The following is a 12,158-nucleotide window of genomic DNA, read 5'->3' as shown; positions in this document are numbered from 1 at the left end:
TCCCCCGTCTTGCGCGGCATCATCCGCTACGAAGGTCATCCATGCCCCACAGCCAAACCTCTGCACCTCGCGACAGCCGAGCCGGCGTACGCCTCGCGCGCGGAGCATCGCCGTGGCTTCTCCCGACCGTCGCCACCGCAGCCCTCAGCCTGGCCCGCGCCCGCCGCTCCGGCGCGGCGAAGGCCGTGGCCGTGCCCGCCACCGCGCTCGCCGCGGGCATGCTGTGGTTCTTCCGCGACCCCGAGCGCGAGATCGGCTCCGGCCGGGTGATCTCGCCCGCCGACGGCGTGGTGCAGAGCATCATGCCGTGGAAGGACGGTCGCACCCGCGTCGCGATCTTCATGAGCCCGCTGAACGTCCACGTCAACCGCGCGCCCCTCGCGGGCACGGTGACGTCCGTCGAGCACATCCCCGGCGGCTTTGTTCCGGCTTTCAACAAGGAGAGCGAGAACAACGAGCGCGTAGTCTGGCATTTCGACACCGAACTCGGCGACATCGAGATGATCCAGATCGCCGGCGCGGTGGCCCGCCGCATCGTGCCCTACATCCCTGAGGGCACGAAGGTCGAGCAGGGCGACCGTATCGGTCTGATCCGCTTCGGCTCGCGTGTCGACCTCTACCTGCCCGAGGGCGTGGAGGTCGCGGTCGAGGTCGGACAGAAGACCGTGGCTGGGGTGACTCGCATTGACCGTGATTGATCCGGAGACCCAGGCCGGCTGGGTGCCCGAGGCCGACGAAGTGGACGACGAGGAGGAGATGCCCCTCTCTCTCCGCCTGTCGATAGCGGACACCCTCACCCTGGGCAATGCCACGTGCGGCTTCATGGCGGTGTACTTCACCACCACCGGCATCCTGATCCCGCACCTGACAGGGAACGACGAGTCCACGGGCATGGCGCGGCACAGCGCCGCCACGGCCGTCATCCTGATGCTCTGCGCGGCCGTCTTCGACCTGTTCGACGGACTGGTGGCGCGCAAGCTGCGCTCCTCGCCCATGGGTGCGGAGCTGGACAACCTGTCCGACCTGATCAGCTTCGGGCTCGCACCGGCGTACTTCGTGCTCGTCTACGGCATGGTCGCGGACGACGCGCACCAGAGAATGGCGGCGCTGGGGGCAATCGTGGTGCTCCTCGCGGTCGTCCTCCGGCTGGCGCGCTTCTCCTGCGTGACGATGAAGGACGGCATGTTCCAGGGCATGCCCTCGCCGTTCGGCGCGCTGACGGTGGTCTCCATCGTCCTGCTGGAGCTGCCCTTCGTGGCGACGCTGCTGGCCATTCTCGGTACGGCGTGGCTGATGGTGAGCCGGGTCGAGTACCCGAAGCCCAGGGGGCGGCTGGCCGGCGCGATGCTGTCCTGGATCGTCCTGTCCATGGGTCTGCTGGCGGCGTGGGCCTTCGACGCCCCGAGCGGCCAGCTGCTCCTGCAGACGGGCTGTGCGCTCCAGCTGGTCATGGGCGCGGTGATCCCGTTGTTCGCCACGGCTCGGAGGGTGAACAACTTCCGCGACAACCGGCGGGAGTCGCGGGCGGCGCAACTGCCGTAGCGGCGCTTGTACGAGGGGCCCCGGACCAGGCAATGGTCCGGGGCCCCTCGCTCGTGCGGCCCACCTGGAGGCTCCGCCCCCAGGGACCTCAGCCCGCGTAGTCCTCGCCCAGGTAGTCCTCGGCGATGCGCACGGCGACCCGCTCCAGGATCGGCCCCGCGTCCGCGATGCACTTGGCCACGTCGGGCTCGACGGACGTCAGCGGGTACGCCCGCTCGATTCCCGCCCGCCCCAACGCCTCCGGCGACAGAGCCAGCCGTCCGCACACCGCCACCACCGTCCTTCCCGCGGAGCGGGCCGCGGCGGCCACCCCCGCCGGCGCCTTCCCGTGCAGCGTCTGCTCGTCCAGCGACCCCTCACCGGTGATCACCAGAGTGGCCCGTCCCAGCGCGGGCGCGAAGCCGAGGACGTCCAGCATGACCTCGATGCCGGGGCGGAAGCGGGCGCCCAGGAGGAGGGCGCCGTAGCCGATGCCGCCCGCGGCCCCCGCGCCCGGGGACGCCGCGTACTCCGCCGCCCGCGGCCCGGCCTCGGCCTCCAGCACCTTGGCGAAGTGGGCCAGCGCCGCGTCCAGGGTCTCCACGTCGTCCGGGGAGGCGCCCTTCTGCGGGCCGTACACCGCCGGCGCGCCCTTCGGCCCGGTCAGCGGGTTGTCGACGTCGCTGGCCAGCACCAGCTCCACCGAGGACAGCCGCGGGTCCAGGCCGGACAGGTCGGCGCGGGCGAGGTCCGCCAGCCCACCGCCGCCCGGCGTCACCGGCTCGCCGCCCTCGGTCAGGAAGCGCGCGCCCAGCGCGGACAGCATGCCCGCGCCGCCGTCCGTCGTGGCGCTGCCGCCGACGCCGAACACGATCGTCCGGGCGCCCGCGTCCAGCGCGGCCCGCAGCAGCTCGCCGGAGCCGTACGTGGAGGCCGTCAGGGGCGCGAAGACGCCGGCCGGGAGACGCTGCAGGCCGCTCGCCTCGGCCATCTCCACGACCGCGGTGTCGCCGCGCAGCGCGAACGCGGCGGTCACCTCCTGGCCCAGCGGCCCGGCGACCCGGACCTCCCGCCGTTCGAAACCGGCCGCGACCGCCGCGTCCACGGTCCCGTCGCCGCCGTCGGCCACGGGCAGCGCCTCGACCGTCAGATCCGGCACGACCCGGCGCAGCCCGGCCGTCACCCGCTCGGCGACCTGCACGGCCGTCAGCGAGCCCTTGAACTTGTCCGCGGCGATGAGCACCCGACGGGTCTCGTTCACTGCAGCGTCCGCCACCTTGCTTTCCCCTTGCTCTCCGGGCCCCGCGCACGTCAGGGCCAGTCGCGCCGCTGCGACCTTAACCGGAGGAGAGCCCCCTCGTCATGCCATGACCGAAGGCTGGGAAGCCGCTGAGAACACCCTGGGAAAAACGGGTAGACCCCAGCCATGACCCGAACCGGAGCGGCTCTCGCCGACCGCGTCCACGGCGGCTGGCTCGGCCGGATCGCGGGCAACATGCTCGGCAAGCCCGTCGAGCAGGGCGAGGTGTGGACGCGCGAGCGCATCGACCGCTATCTGCGCAAGGCCGAGGCGCTGCCGCTCACCGACTATCTGCCCGGACCCGCCGACCCGGCCGACGGCGCCGTACTGCGCCCGGAGTGGCGGGCCTGTGTGCGCGGCCGGATCCACGGCAGCGTGCGCGACGACGACGTCGACTACGCGATCCTCGGGCTGCACCTGCTGGAGACGTACGGCTTCGGGTTCAGCACCGAGCAGGTCGGCGAGCTGTGGCTGCTGCGGCTGCCGTACCTGCAGACCTTCACCGCGGAACGGGCGGCGTACCGCAATCTCGCGAACGGGCTGAAGCCGCCGCTGACGGCGACGTACGACAACCCGTACCAGGAGTGGATCGGCGCCCTCATCCGCGCCGACGTGCACGGCTGGACCCGCCCCGGCGACCCGGTGGGCGCCGCCGGCCTCGCCCGCCGGGACGCGGTGCTCTCGCACACCGGGAACGGCGTGTACGGCGCGATGTGGGCGGCGGCGCTGATCTCGGCGGCGTTCACCGCGCCGACCGTGCGGGACGCGCTGGAGAGCGCGCTCGGCGTGATCCCGGCGAGTAGCCGACTGGCCCGTGCGGTACGGCGGGTCATCAGCCTGTACGAGACGCGGCTGCCCTGGGAGGAGACCCTGGCGACACTGGCCGCGGAGACCGCCGGGCTCGGCTGGATCCACACCGTCCCGAACGCCGCCGTCCTCACGGCGGGGCTGCTGTACGGCGAGGGCGACTTCACCCGGACCATCGCCCTGACCGTGCGCGGCGGCCTGGACACCGACTCCAACGGGGCCACGGCCGGCTCCGTGGTCGGCGTACTCACCGGCGCGGACGCGATTCCCGCCCAGTGGAAGGACCCGCTTCAGGACACGGTACGGAGCGCGGTGTTCGGCTTCGACGGCGTACGGATCAGTGCGCTGGCGGAACGCACCCTGCGCCTGGCGACCACCGGGCCGTAGCCGGTGCGCGCCTGGTTACCCTTCACCAATGACCACGACTGGTGACTTCGCCGCGTACATCGCGAGCCTGCCCCGTGTCCTCGCCGGTGCGGCCGCGCTCTTCCGGGACGCCGAGGGGCGGGTGCTGCTGGTCGAGCCCAACTACCGCGAGGGCTGGGCGCTTCCGGGCGGCACGATCGAGTCGGACGACGGGGAGACCCCGCGCCAGGGGGCCCGCCGGGAGACGCTGGAGGAGATCGGGCTCGACCGGGAGCTCGGGCGGCTGCTCGCCGTCGACTGGGTGCACGGCGCCGGCCGGCCGCCGCTGGTGGCGTACCTCTACGACGGCGGAGTAGTCACGGACGCCGACCTGAAGGCGATCCGGCTGCAGGAGGAGGAACTGCTGTCCTGGCGCCTGGTCCCGCGCGAGGAGATCACCACCCGTCTGCCCGGCGCCCTCGGCCGCCGCGTCCTGACCGCGCTGGACGTCCTCGCGGACGGCTCCGGCACCGCGGAACTGGAGAACGGCCACCGGGTGGCATGACCGGCCCCGCCGGCAACTGACCGCGCCCGCGCCGGCCCTGCTCACCCTCGTTACCGGTCACTGCCGCCGGCCGACGGGCCGACACCCCGGCCCCCGAGCCCACGCCGCGCACCTCGGCGCGGTCCGGGACCGGACCTGGACAGAACCCGGGCCAGGCCCGGCCTGATCTCGGGACGGATGTGGACGGGGCCGGCTCAGGCCCGGGGAGGTTCTCGCCGGTCTGGGCGGATGCGAGACAAGTCGGGTGATGCCGGCTCCGCTCAGCACTGCGCGGTCCTGCTCGCGGCAGCGCACGTGTCGGGGTGCGCTCGGGTTTGGGGACCGGGGCGATATCCGTTCGCGGGGGCGCGGCCGCCCCGCCTACCCTCGACGACATGACCAAGCCCCTCGTCGCCGTGCTGAGCGGCGCAGGCATCTCGACCGACTCCGGCATCCCGGACTACCGCGGGCCGAACGGGCTGTGGCGGCGGGACCCCGAGGCCGAGAAGCTCGTGACGTACGAGTACTACATGAGCGACCCGGAGATCCGGCGGCGGTCCTGGCAGATGCGGCGGAAGAACCGCACGCTCGACGCGGAGCCGAACGCCGCGCACCGGGCCGTCGCCGAACTGGAGAAGTCCGGCGTCCCGGTGCGGGTCATCACCCAGAACGTGGACGGACTGCACCAGCTCGCCGGCATGCCCGCCCGCAAGGTCCTCGAACTGCACGGCAGCGCACGCGGGGTCGTGTGCACCCGGTGCCATGCGCGCGGGCCGATGGAGGACGCCCTCGCCCGCGTCGAGGCCGGCGAGGACGACCCCGCGTGCCTGGAATGCGGAGGCATCCTGAAGTCGGCGACCGTCATGTTCGGCGAGCGACTCGACCCGGTCGTCCTCGGCGAGGCGGTGTCCATCAGCAAGGCCTGCACCGTCTTCCTCGCCGTAGGCAGCAGCCTGCAAGTCCAGCCCGCCGCCGGGCTCGTCGGGATCGCCGCCGACCACGGCGCCCGCCTGATCATCATCAACGCCGAACCGACGCCGTACGACGAACTCGCCGACGAGGTCGTACGCGAGCCGATCGGCACCGCACTGCCCGCATTCTTGCGCACGTTGCGTACCGGGGCTGATCGCTAGCGAGACGCGCACCACGAGGTCGGGTGGAGTGATGCGACGCCTCACTTCACCAAGAGATGGTTCGGCTTCCGTAAAGCACTCCCCAACGAGATGATCGACTGACTGTTCGAAGCAGTGCTCAAGGCGGAGAGCGAGTTCGCCGATGTGCCGGCCGAGGAAATGACGCCGGCCCAGTACCGGGAGCTCGCCTCGCGTTACAACGGCGGCCCGTACTGGCAGAGCGGCGACGCCCAGGCCTACGGGCGTGGCTTCATGAACAACCTGAACGACGCGAGGGGTGCGCTGCGCTGATGACCGATCCTGCCCGTGTGGACGACGACCGGGGCTGCCTCCTCCTGGTGCTCGCCGTGCCTCTGGCCCTTCTCACCCTCATCGCCGGGTACTTCTGCTGGACGGCTCTCACGATCCGCCCTTCCGGTCCGTGGGACGACGACGCCTCTGCGGGCATCGTCCTGTCGTGCGTCCTGACCATCGGGGCGGCCGCGGCAGCGGTGGCCGTGTGGGCACTGCCGCCGGTGCGTCGGGTCATGCGCTGGTGGTGGGTGGGACCGGCTCTGCTGCTCGGCGTGGTCGCCTCGGTGCGCTGGGCGACGGGCGGCTGAGCCGGCCGCGCCACCCGTCCCGCACTTGCGCCGACGACTGTTTCAGCGCTGGTCCCGACTGGTTCCGGCGCGGTGGTCGCGGTGTGCGCGGACGGCGTTCAGCCAGTCGTCGGCCCCCGTCCCCGGGGGGCTCAGCTCGGTACCGCTCACCTGGGTGCCCCAGACGTCGGGGTGGAACACGCCGTCCTCGACGTCCGTCTCGGGCGCGACGAGCAGCGGCAGCCCCAGGGCCACTGCCATCCCGGCCTCGATGTGCAGCCAGGGAGTGGTCCACCAACCCGCCGAGGCGTCTTCCTCCTTGGTGTCCGGCCGCCAGACGGCGTTACGGGCGTCGAGCTGCCGGAACCCGAGCAGCACGACACCGTCGACCTCCCGCAACAGCCGGGTCAGCGCGCGCCAGGGATCCTCGCCGTAGGCGTCCCGGCTCAGCCGGACGACCTCGCTCCCCTGCTGTTCGATCCAGGCCACCCAGCGTTCCAGTTCCGGCTCCTGTTCCGCGGTGAGCACCGACGGTGCTCCGAGGAAGACCCGGCAGGGTGCGGCTGTGCTCATGTTCATACGGGTTCTTCGCTGACTACTCTGCCGTCGGAATCCAACAGGGCCATTATGTTCGCGGGAACGTCGAGGGCCCCGGAGAACTGTGCTCCCCCGAGCCGCGCCCCCGCGAAATGGGCACCGGTCAGCCGAGCTTCCCGGAAGTCCGCGCCGGACAGCACCGCGCCGGACAGAACGGCGCCCTCGAGCTTCGCCCGGTAGAAGACGGCTCCCGGGGCGACGACTTCCTTCAAGGACGCGCCCGTGAGATCGGCCTCGAAGAGATCGGCCTGGGTGAGATCGACGGTCCTCCGGTCGCCCTCCTTGCGGCCGAGGTAGGCGCGCGTCAGGTTGCAGCCCTGCAGGTCTGCCCGGGCGAGGGAGGGGGCGTACCGGAGCCCGTCGGCGAGGACCTTCTGTATGGGGCCCGTCCCGGCTTCCCGTAGCAGTCCGGTGATCACGGCGACCGCCTCGTTGGCGTACGGTGTGCGGCCCGCCCCCTGTTCCGCGTTGGTGTCGAAGAACCGGCGCATGAGGATCGCGGCGGCCATCTGCTGGGTCGAGTTGTCCGAGGCCAGCGCCTCCATGACGTCCCTGAACGCCGTTCCGACCGCCGCTGACCTGTCGCGTCTGCGCTGGAAGTTGAGGACTCCCAGCACGCTGACGCCGACGGTGGCGAAGGTTCCGACGATGCCCGTCCAGACCTGAACGTCGCTGGCTGCCATCTCACCCCTGACGCCGAGAGCCCGCCCCCCACCCGACGCGACCATACAAGACGGCGAACGGAAGTGGCGTACGCCGAGGGCGGGTTCAGAAGAGCGCGCCGGCTCGCTCGAAGTCCAGCAGCCGCCGCTTGCGGTCCAGTCCGCCGCCGTAGCCGGTGAGGCCGCCGCCCGCGCCGATGACGCGGTGGCAGGGGACGATGATGCCGACGGGGTTCCTGCCGTTGGCGAGGCCGACCGCGCGCGAGGCCCGGGGATTGCCGAGGGAGTCGGCGAGTTGGCCGTAGGTGCGGGTCTCGCCGTAGGGGATGCGGGTGAGCTCGTGCCAGACGCTGCGCTGGAAGGGGGTTCCGCGCAGGGTGAGTTCGAGGGTGAACTGCTTCAACTCGCCCGCGAAGTAGGCCGCCAGCTGCTCCCTCGCCGCGGCGAAGCAGGGCAGGTCGTCGTCGCGCTGGCCGAAGTCCTCCTCGGGCGGGCGGTGCCGCTGGCCGGTCATGTACAGGCCGCACAGGGCGCCGTCGTGGGCGACCAGGGTCAGCGGGCCGTACGGGCTGTCGATCTCGGTGTGGAACGTCACGGGGAATCCTTCTTACACAATCCTTCTTACACGGGCAGGAAGTTGATCGGGTGACCGTCGGTCGCCCACAGGTACTGCACGGCGTACGCCCGCCACGGCCGCCACGCCTCCGCGCGGGCGGTCAGCGCGGCCGGGGTGGCGGGCAGGCCCAGCTCTCCCGCCGCGCGCCGGATGCCGAGGTCGGTGGGGAGGAAGGCGTCCGGATCGCCGAGGGCGCGCATGGCGATGACGTCGACCGTCCAGGGGCCGAAGCCGGGCAGGGAGAGGAGCCGGGCGCGGGCTTCGGGCCAGTCGGATTCGACGCCCAAGTGAAGTGTTCCTTCGGCGAGTTGGCGGACCAGCGTGGTGAAGGTGGTACGCCGGGTGCGGGGCATCGCCAGGTGCTCGGGGTCGGTCTCCGCCAGCGCTTCGGGGGACGGGAAGAGATGGGTGAGCCCCCCTTCGGGGTCGTCCAGCGGCTTGCCGTGCGCCCTGACCAGCCGGGCCGCGTGGGTACGGGCGGCGGCCGTGGACACCTGCTGCCCGAGCACGGCGCGGACGGCGAACTCGGCCTCGTCGACCGTGCGCGGCACCCGGCGGCCGGGAGCCCGGTCGACCAGCGGGGCGAGCAGTGGGTCGGCGCGCAGCCGGTCGTCGACGGCGACGGGGTCGGCGTCCAGGTCGAGCAGGCGGCGGCAGCGGCTGATCGCCACGGTCAGGTCGCGCAGGTCGCTGAGGGTGAGGCGGCAGGCGATGTGGTCGGGGCGAGGGGCCAGGGAGACGATCCCGTGGCCGTACGGCAGGCGCAGGGTGCGCCGGTAGGCGCCGTCGCACCACTCCTCCACGCCGGGTACGGCCGTGGCGGCGAGGTGACCGAAGAGGTTGGAGGGGTTGAGCGGGGCGCGGAACGGCAGCCGCAGGCTGAGCGCGCCGGGCGTGCCGGCCCCGGACCGCGGCGCCCGGGCCCGCAGCTCGCTCGGGGTCAGGGCGAACACCTCGCGGACGGTGTCGTTGAAGGTGCGGATGGAGGAGAAACCGGCCGCGAAGGCGATCTCCGCCATGGGCAGCGAGGTGGTCTCGATGAGCAGCCGCGCGGTCTGGGCGCGCTGGGCGCGGGCGAGCGCGAGGGGGCCGGCGCCGAGTTCGGCGAGGAGCTGCCGCTCCACCTGGCGGGTGCTGTAGCCGAGCCGGGCGGCGAGTCCGGGCACGCCGTCGCGGTCCACGACGCCGTCGGCGATGAGCCGCATGGCGCGGGCGACGAGGTCGGCGCGCTGGTTCCACTCCGGGGAACCGGGGCTGGTGTCCGGGCGGCAGCGCTTGCAGGCCCGGAACCCGGCCTGCTGGCAGGCGGCCGCGCTCGGGTAGAAGGTCATGTTCTCCGGCTTGGGCGGCACGACGGGGCAGCTGGGCCGGCAGTAGATTCGGGTGGTCAGGACAGCCGTGAAGAACCACCCGTCGAACCGCGCGTCCTTGGACTGCACGGCGCGTACGCAGTGCTCCCGGTCGAGGTGCGTCGCTGTCTGCATGCCTCCAGCATCGGCCAACGCGGGCGGCGATCGCTGGCGGAAATCCGACACCAGCGTTCGTGGGCCTGGCGGGATTCCGATCCGGCAGGCCGGGTGGTGGCGGTCCGGGGACGGGGGCGTCGGTCGGTGCCGTGGGCGGGCCGCCGGGGGCCGGTCGAGCCCGGCCGGGAGGTGCCGTCGAGGTGCATGACCGAGCCGGCCGGCGCCGAGCTCACGGCGCGGTAGGTGTCCTGGGGGCGGTCTGCCGGAACCGGGCGACCCACTCGGCGGTGGGGCGCAGCCCGCCGAAGGTGTAGAAGTGCACCTTCACCACGCCGTGCCGTTCGGGGTCGTAGCGGCGGGCGAGGGCGTGCAGGAAGCGGTCCGGGCCGGTCGTACCCATGAGGTTCGTCAGCGAGAAGCCGTACTTGCGGGCCACGGAGGCGCTGGTCGCGACGCCGAACCGGGTGGCGTGGCCGAGCAGCCGGCGTACGCCCGCCGGCCCGGGCACGCCGATCCGTACGGGCAGGTGTACGCCCCGGGAGCGGGCGGCTTCCAGCCAGCTGAGGACGGGGTCGACGTCGAAGCCGAACTGGGTGATGACGTCGCCGCCGAGCCGGTGCGCGCCGATGGCGGCCGCCTTGTCGATGAGCGCCGACCACAGGGTGCCGTCGGTGATCGCGGGGTGGCCCTCCGGGTAGCCGCTGATGCCGATGTGGCGGACACCGTGGCGCTGGAGCAGGCCGGTGCGCAGGACGGTGAGGGCGTCCTCGTAGGGGCCCTCGGGACGGGCCGGGTCGCCGCCCACGACGAACACGTTCTCGGCGGTGCCGTCCTCGGCCAGCCCGGACAGGAACTCCTCCAGGGCGGCGCGGGAGGGCAGGCGGCGTGCGGAGATGTGCGGTACGGGGACGAAGCCGAGCCGCTTGACCGCGCGGGCGGCGGTGAGCCGCATGCCGAGGTCCTCGCCGGCGAGGAAGGTGATGTTGATCCGGGTGCCCGGCGGGATGCTGCCCTGCGCCTCCTCCAGCCGGGACACGTCCTTGCCGGTCATCTCCAGGGAGAAGTCGTCCAGCAGCGCGGCCCCGAGCGCCGGGGTGACGGTGAGAGCGGGGTTCATCGTGTTCCTCGTACGACGGCGTTCCTGACCTCGGCCGATGATGCCACGCGGCACACCGGCACCTGGGCCCAGGGCCGGGCGGCGGGCGTGGAGGGGCCGCGGCACCCGGCGCCTGCCGGCCTCCGGGAAGCGGGGCGGGGAGTGGTGCTGGCGATGCTTCGGCGCCGGGCCAGGTCGGCCCCGGGCCGGCGAGGGCGACGGCGCCCGGCGCGTGCCGGCCTACGGGGAGCGGGGGCGGGGAGTGGTGCTGGCGGTGCTTTACGGCACGGCGGCGGGAAGGTCGGCCCCGGCCGAGCGACGGCTACGGCGCCCGGCGCGTGCCGGCCTCCGGGAAGCCGACCGGGGGCCTGATGCTGGCGGTGCGTTACGGTGCCGGGTTCAAGGGGTCGTCGACCACGCCCGCCAGGCGGCCCGCCTCCTCGGACGGGTCCAGACCTGGATCCAGCTCGCCGGCCGCGGTCGTCAGAGCGGTGAGCGCCGGGACCAGGCCGGCGCGCTCCCGCGCGGGCAAACGTTCCACCAGAGCCCGGATCTCCGCACGGCGGTGGCTGAGCACCCGGTCCACCAGCTCCTCACCGGCGGCGGTGAGGCGGAGGACGACCTCACGGCGGTTGTCCGGGTTCACCCGCCGGTCGGTGAGTCCCAGAGCCTCCAGGCGCTCGGCCATGCGCAGTGCGGTGGACGGCGTGACGCCCAACGTGGCGGCCATGGCGGCGAGTTTGATCGGCCCGCAGGTGTGCAGGGCGACCAGTGAGCGCAGTTGGGGCAGGGTCAGGGGCGCTTCCACCGAGGCGAGGGCGCGGGCGGAGAGGGCGACGACCAGCCGGGAGGCCGCCATCACCGCGAGGGTGACCGCCTCGGCCTCCCGGTCCAGCTCGGCCTCGGACGGCGCCGCACCGTCCGCCGCGACACCACCCGCCGCCTCGCCGTCCCCCAGCACACCATCGGCCGCCGCCGCACGACCCGCAGCCCGTCCAACCGCCGACGCATCGTTCGTCGCCCCGCAGCCCGCGGCCCCGCCGGCCCCCGACGCACCGCGGTACGCCTCAGCCTCGTGACCGCCTGCGGCGCGGGCCGGGGGCTGCTCCGGCGCTCTCGTGCGCCCCCGCGCCTGCTTCGGGCCGCCGTCGTGCTGGGCCATGGGCTACTCGCTCCCCTCTCCGCTGTCCACGATCCGAACGCTCCCCGTCACCCAAGGTGACCATTGCAGACTGCAATGATAAGCTGCCGACAACCGGACCGAGCGGGCGCGACGGCTCCGGTGCCAAGGGTGATGACGATGAGATCCGAGTCGATACACGAAGCCTATTCCTTCGTGTGCCTGCGCTGCGGGCACGCATGGGAGGGCGTCTACGACATCCGGCACGTCCGGGATGCCCGTGGGCGCCTGCGCGCGGAGTACCACGTCCCGGGGGGCCTTCGGGTCCCCTCACCACTCACGGCCAACACCTGCAGAGTGTGCGGCGGGC

14 protein-coding genes are annotated in these 12,158 nt (G+C 72.9%); 7 read left to right on the top strand and 7 right to left on the bottom strand.

Features of this window, described 5'->3' with window-relative positions; genetic code table 11:
- Positions 1-41: 41 nt before the first annotated feature.
- Positions 42-698 carry a phosphatidylserine decarboxylase gene (locus AB0D93_RS24155; RefSeq protein WP_067127091.1) on the top strand — a complete coding sequence of 219 codons (657 nt, stop codon included), beginning with the start codon at positions 42-44 and terminating at the stop codon, positions 696-698.
- 22 nt (positions 699-720) lie between these two features.
- Positions 721-1,542, top strand: coding sequence for a CDP-diacylglycerol--serine O-phosphatidyltransferase (gene pssA / locus AB0D93_RS24150; RefSeq protein WP_362122815.1), 822 nt, complete (start codon positions 721-723; stop codon positions 1,540-1,542).
- Between the two features lie 88 nt (positions 1,543-1,630).
- Here the strand turns inward: pssA and AB0D93_RS24145 are convergent, their stop codons facing one another.
- Positions 1,631-2,782 (bottom strand): glycerate kinase, encoded by a 1,152-nt coding sequence (locus AB0D93_RS24145; RefSeq protein ID WP_362122524.1) that lies wholly within the window; start codon positions 2,780-2,782, stop codon positions 1,631-1,633.
- A 165-nt stretch (positions 2,783-2,947) separates the two neighbouring features.
- On the opposite strand from AB0D93_RS24145, the gene AB0D93_RS24140 reads away from it, so the two are divergent.
- The 5 genes from AB0D93_RS24140 (at position 2,948) to AB0D93_RS24120 (ending at position 6,252) form a co-directional block, all read left to right on the top strand.
- On the top strand, positions 2,948-4,015 hold the full coding sequence (locus AB0D93_RS24140; protein ID WP_362122522.1) for an ADP-ribosylglycohydrolase family protein: 1,068 nt from the start codon (positions 2,948-2,950) through the stop codon (positions 4,013-4,015).
- Positions 4,016-4,043: 28 nt separating this feature from the next.
- A complete protein-coding gene (locus AB0D93_RS24135; RefSeq protein WP_362122520.1) occupies positions 4,044-4,538 on the top strand; it encodes an NUDIX hydrolase in 495 nt (164 codons plus the stop codon).
- A 374-nt stretch (positions 4,539-4,912) separates the two neighbouring features.
- Positions 4,913-5,650 carry a Sir2 family NAD-dependent protein deacetylase gene (locus AB0D93_RS24130; protein WP_362122518.1) on the top strand — a complete coding sequence of 246 codons (738 nt, stop codon included), beginning with the start codon at positions 4,913-4,915 and terminating at the stop codon, positions 5,648-5,650.
- 114 nt (positions 5,651-5,764) lie between these two features.
- Positions 5,765-5,941: a hypothetical protein gene (locus tag AB0D93_RS24125; RefSeq protein WP_362122516.1), complete on the top strand. Its 177-nt coding sequence runs from the start codon at positions 5,765-5,767 to the stop codon at positions 5,939-5,941.
- Positions 5,941-6,252, top strand: a complete 312-nt coding sequence (locus tag AB0D93_RS24120; protein ID WP_362122514.1) for a hypothetical protein — start codon at positions 5,941-5,943, stop codon at positions 6,250-6,252. Before AB0D93_RS24125 ends, AB0D93_RS24120 begins: the two co-directional genes overlap by 1 nt.
- Before the next feature lie 42 nt (positions 6,253-6,294).
- On the opposite strand, the gene AB0D93_RS24115 is transcribed toward AB0D93_RS24120, so the two are convergent.
- The 6 genes from AB0D93_RS24115 to AB0D93_RS24090 form a co-directional block, all read right to left on the bottom strand.
- Entirely contained in the window at positions 6,295-6,804 is a 510-nt protein-coding gene (locus tag AB0D93_RS24115) for a hypothetical protein (RefSeq protein WP_362122512.1), read from the bottom strand.
- Positions 6,805-6,806: 2 nt separating this feature from the next.
- Positions 6,807-7,511, bottom strand: coding sequence for a pentapeptide repeat-containing protein (locus tag AB0D93_RS24110; RefSeq protein WP_362122510.1), 705 nt, complete (start codon positions 7,509-7,511; stop codon positions 6,807-6,809).
- 85 nt (positions 7,512-7,596) lie between these two features.
- A complete protein-coding gene (locus AB0D93_RS24105) occupies positions 7,597-8,085 on the bottom strand; it encodes a methylated-DNA--[protein]-cysteine S-methyltransferase (RefSeq protein WP_362122508.1) in 489 nt (162 codons plus the stop codon).
- A 26-nt stretch (positions 8,086-8,111) separates the two neighbouring features.
- Positions 8,112-9,590: an AlkA N-terminal domain-containing protein gene (locus AB0D93_RS24100; RefSeq protein ID WP_362122506.1), complete on the bottom strand. Its 1,479-nt coding sequence runs from the start codon at positions 9,588-9,590 to the stop codon at positions 8,112-8,114.
- A gap of 211 nt (positions 9,591-9,801) precedes the next feature.
- Positions 9,802-10,689, bottom strand: a complete 888-nt coding sequence (locus tag AB0D93_RS24095) for a methylenetetrahydrofolate reductase (protein ID WP_362122504.1) — start codon at positions 10,687-10,689, stop codon at positions 9,802-9,804.
- Between the two features lie 364 nt (positions 10,690-11,053).
- The gene (locus AB0D93_RS24090; RefSeq protein ID WP_362122812.1) at positions 11,054-11,527 is read right to left on the bottom strand and encodes a MarR family transcriptional regulator; all 474 of its coding nucleotides are present in this window, start codon (positions 11,525-11,527) and stop codon (positions 11,054-11,056) included.
- Positions 11,528-12,158 lie beyond the last annotated feature (631 nt).

This window comes from Streptomyces sp. NPDC048191 (genome assembly GCF_040652655.1).
GTDB lineage: Bacteria > Actinomycetota > Actinomycetes > Streptomycetales > Streptomycetaceae > Streptomyces.
The sequence above is the reverse complement of the archived record's forward strand: the minus strand, read 5'-3'. Positions and strand labels throughout refer to the sequence as shown.

What these genes read in the sequence shown, in the direction of transcription:
- AB0D93_RS24155 (WP_067127091.1), top strand. Translation starts at nt 42, where the DNA reads ATGCCCCACAGCCAAACCTCTGCACCTCGCGACAGCCGAGCCGGCGTA.
- AB0D93_RS24140 (WP_362122522.1), top strand. Translation starts at nt 2,948, where the DNA reads ATGACCCGAACCGGAGCGGCTCTCGCCGACCGCGTCCACGGCGGCTGG.
- AB0D93_RS24135 (WP_362122520.1), top strand. Translation starts at nt 4,044, where the DNA reads ATGACCACGACTGGTGACTTCGCCGCGTACATCGCGAGCCTGCCCCGT.
- AB0D93_RS24130 (WP_362122518.1), top strand. Translation starts at nt 4,913, where the DNA reads ATGACCAAGCCCCTCGTCGCCGTGCTGAGCGGCGCAGGCATCTCGACC.
- AB0D93_RS24120 (WP_362122514.1), top strand. Translation starts at nt 5,941, where the DNA reads ATGACCGATCCTGCCCGTGTGGACGACGACCGGGGCTGCCTCCTCCTG.
- AB0D93_RS24115 (WP_362122512.1), bottom strand. Translation starts at nt 6,804, where the DNA reads ATGAGCACAGCCGCACCCTGCCGGGTCTTCCTCGGAGCACCGTCGGTG.
- AB0D93_RS24110 (WP_362122510.1), bottom strand. Translation starts at nt 7,511, where the DNA reads ATGGCAGCCAGCGACGTTCAGGTCTGGACGGGCATCGTCGGAACCTTC.
- AB0D93_RS24100 (WP_362122506.1), bottom strand. Translation starts at nt 9,590, where the DNA reads ATGCAGACAGCGACGCACCTCGACCGGGAGCACTGCGTACGCGCCGTG.
- AB0D93_RS24095 (WP_362122504.1), bottom strand. Translation starts at nt 10,689, where the DNA reads ATGAACCCCGCTCTCACCGTCACCCCGGCGCTCGGGGCCGCGCTGCTG.
- AB0D93_RS24090 (WP_362122812.1), bottom strand. Translation starts at nt 11,527, where the DNA reads ATGGCGGCCTCCCGGCTGGTCGTCGCCCTCTCCGCCCGCGCCCTCGCC.